Annotated in this window: 1 rRNA gene; it reads left to right on the top strand. The window is 51.1% G+C overall.

The window, feature by feature from the left end:
• The first annotated feature begins 40 nt into the window (after nt 1-40).
• Nucleotides 41-3,385 (top strand): 23S ribosomal RNA (locus V4C51_RS17395).
• Nucleotides 3,386-3,424 lie beyond the last annotated feature (39 nt).

Genomic DNA, 3,424 nt, shown 5'->3' with positions numbered 1-3,424 from the left:
TTTTTTAGTGTATAAATTACCAGATCGCTTTGGGTTATATGGTCAAGTGACTAAGCGTGCGCGGTGGATGCCTTGGCAGTCAGAGGCGATGAAGGACGTGGTAATCTGCGATAAGCGCTGGTGAGTCGATAAACAGGCTTTGACCCAGCGATGTCCGAATGGGGAAACCCACTCACGTAAGTGAGTATTCCGGTGCTGAATCCATAGGCGCCGGAAGGCGAACCCGGGGAACTGAAACATCTAAGTACCCGGAGGAAAAGAAATCAATTGAGATTCCCCCAGTAGCGGCGAGCGAACGGGGATTAGCCCTTAAGTTTATGTTGGTTTAGCGGAACGCTCTGGAAAGCGCGGCGATAGAGGGTGATAGCCCCGTACGCGAAAGGCCGGTATAAATGAAATCGAGTAGGTCGGGACACGAGAAATCTTGACTGAAGCGTCTTCGGACAAGGGGGGACCATCCTCCAAGGCTAAATACTCCTGACTGACCGATAGTGAACCAGTACCGTGAGGGAAAGGCGAAAAGAACCCCGTTGAGGGGAGTGAAACAGATCCTGAAACCGTGTACGTACAAGCAGTGGGAGCCGTTTTCGGACGGTGACCGCGTACCTTTTGTATAATGGGTCAGCGACTTACATTCTGTGGCAAGGTTAACCGTTTAGGGAAGCCGTAGGGAAACCGAGTCTTAATAGGGCGATTGAGTCGCGGGGTGTAGACCCGAAACCGGGCGATCTAGCCATGAGCAGGTTGAAGATCAGGTAACACTGATTGGAGGACCGAACCCACCGTCGTTGAAAAGCCGGGGGATGACTTGTGGCTAGGAGTGAAAGGCTAATCAAGCCCGGAGATAGCTGGTTCTCCTCGAAAGCTATTTAGGTAGCGCCTCGTGTCTCACCATTGGGGGTAGAGCACTGTTTGGGCTAGGGGGTCATCCCGACTTACCAACCCCACGCAAACTCCGAATACCAATGAGTGCAATCACGGGAGACACACGGCGGGTGCTAACGTCCGTCGTGGAAAGGGAAACAACCCAGACCGTCAGCTAAGGTCCCGAAGTAATAGTTAAGTGGGAAACGATGTGAGAAGGCCCAGACAGCCAGGAGGTTGGCTTAGAAGCAGCCATCCTTTAAAGAAAGCGTAATAGCTCACTGGTCGAGTCGGCTCGCGCGGAAGATGTAACGGGGCTCAAACTATTCACCGAAGCTACGGATTCAGAAGACAGATGACAGAGGACAGAAGACAGATGAAAAAAACAATACAGTGTGTTGAGGATCTTGAAGTATTTGCTAAAGCGTATCGCTTATCATTGGATTTACATGATCAAAGCCTAAAGTGGCCAAGACATGAGCAAGTCAATGGTATAGCTGATCAAATACGCAGAGCCAGTAAAGGTATTTGCGCTAATTTAGCAGAAGGCTTTGGTAAACAGGCTTATTCAAAAGCTGAATTTAAACGCTATGTATCCATGGCAATAGGTTCTGCCGATGAAATAAGACTCTGGTTAAGTTATGCCAAAGACTTAGGTTACTTATCACGAGATATAGTGAACCAATACCGTTCAAGTTATCAAGTCATTGCCAAGATGCTATCCGGTTTACACAAAAACTGGAGTTAATATTTATTGCTTTTTCATCTGTCCTCAGTCTTCTGCCATCTGTCTTCTGAATGGTAGAGGAGCGTTCTGTAAGCCGTTGAAGGTCAAGCCGGGAGGCAGGCTGGAGGTATCAGAAGCGCGAATGCTGACATGAGTAACGATAAAGGGGGTGAGAGGCCCCCTCGCCGGAAGACCAAGGGTTCCTGCGCAACGCTAATCGGCGCAGGGTGAGTCGGCCCCTAAGGTGAGGTCGAAAGACGTAATCGATGGGAAACGGGTTAATATTCCCGTACCGCTGTTGACTGCGATGGAGTGACGGAGAAGGCTAGGCTGGCGCGGCGATGGTTGTCCGCGTTTAAGTTTGTAGGCTGAGAACTTAGGCAAATCCGGGTTCTCAAGGCCGAGAATCGATGACGACTGTTCTTTAAGAACGGGAAGTGGTTGATGCCATGCTTCCAGGAAAAACTTCTAAGCGTCAGGTCAACAGGGACCGTACCCCAAACCGACACAGGTGGTCAGGTAGAGAATACCAAGGCGCTTGAGAGAACTCGGGTGAAGGAACTAGGCAAAATGGTACCGTAACTTCGGGAGAAGGTACGCTCCTGCTGGTGATGAGACGCGCTCTCTAAGCTGGCGGGAGTCGAAGAGACCAGTTGGCTGCGACTGTTTATTAAAAACACAGCACTGTGCAAACACGAAAGTGGACGTATACGGTGTGACGCCTGCCCGGTGCCGGAAGGTTAATTGATGGGGTTATCTTCGGAGAAGCTCTTGATCGAAGCCCCGGTAAACGGCGGCCGTAACTATAACGGTCCTAAGGTAGCGAAATTCCTTGTCGGGTAAGTTCCGACCTGCACGAATGGCGTAACGATGGCCAAGCTGTCTCCACCCGAGACTCAGTGAAATTGAAATCGCTGTTAAGATGCAGCGTATCCGCGGCTAGACGGAAAGACCCCGTGAACCTTTACTATAGCTTCACAGTGGATCTTGATGTTGCTTGTGTAGGATAGGTGGGAGGCTTTGAAGCGTGGACGCCAGTTCGCGTGGAGCCATCCTTGAAATACCACCCTGGCAATATTGAGGTTCTAACCTGGGTCCTTTATCAGGATCAGGGACATTGTGTGGTGGGTAGTTTGACTGGGGCGGTCTCCTCCTAAAGAGTAACGGAGGAGCACGAAGGTTGGCTAAGTACGGTCGGACATCGTACGGTTAGTGTAATGGCACAAGCCAGCTTGACTGCGAGAGGCACATCTCGAGCAGGTACGAAAGTAGGTCATAGTGATCCGGTGGTTCTGCATGGAAGGGCCATCGCTCAACGGATAAAAGGTACTCCGGGGATAACAGGCTGATACCGCCCAAGAGTTCACATCGACGGCGGTGTTTGGCACCTCGATGTCGGCTCATCACATCCTGGGGCTGAAGCCGGTCCCAAGGGTATGGCTGTTCGCCATTTAAAGTGGTACGCGAGCTGGGTTTAGAACGTCGTGAGACAGTTCGGTCCCTATCTGCCGTGGACGTTGGAAGTTTGAGGAGAGCTGCTCCTAGTACGAGAGGACCGGAGTGGACGAACCACTGGTGTTCGGGTTGTGTCGCCAGACGCATTGCCCGGTAGCTAAGTTCGGACGGGATAACCGCTGAAAGCATCTAAGCGGGAAGCCCCCTTCAAGATGAGACTTCCCTGACTCCTTGAGAGTCCTGAAGAGCCGTTTAAGACCAAGACGTTGATAGGTTGGGTGTGTAAGTGCTGTGAGGCATTGAGCTAACCAATACTAATGACTCGTGCGGCTTGACCATATAACGCCAAAGCGATCTGGTTTACTAGAGACTAGAGAC

This window comes from Candidatus Sororendozoicomonas aggregata, assembly GCF_031528575.1.
In the GTDB taxonomy this organism is placed as follows: domain Bacteria; phylum Pseudomonadota; class Gammaproteobacteria; order Pseudomonadales; family Endozoicomonadaceae; genus Endonucleibacter; species Endonucleibacter aggregata.
This window is presented reverse-complemented; position numbering and strand designations above follow the sequence as displayed.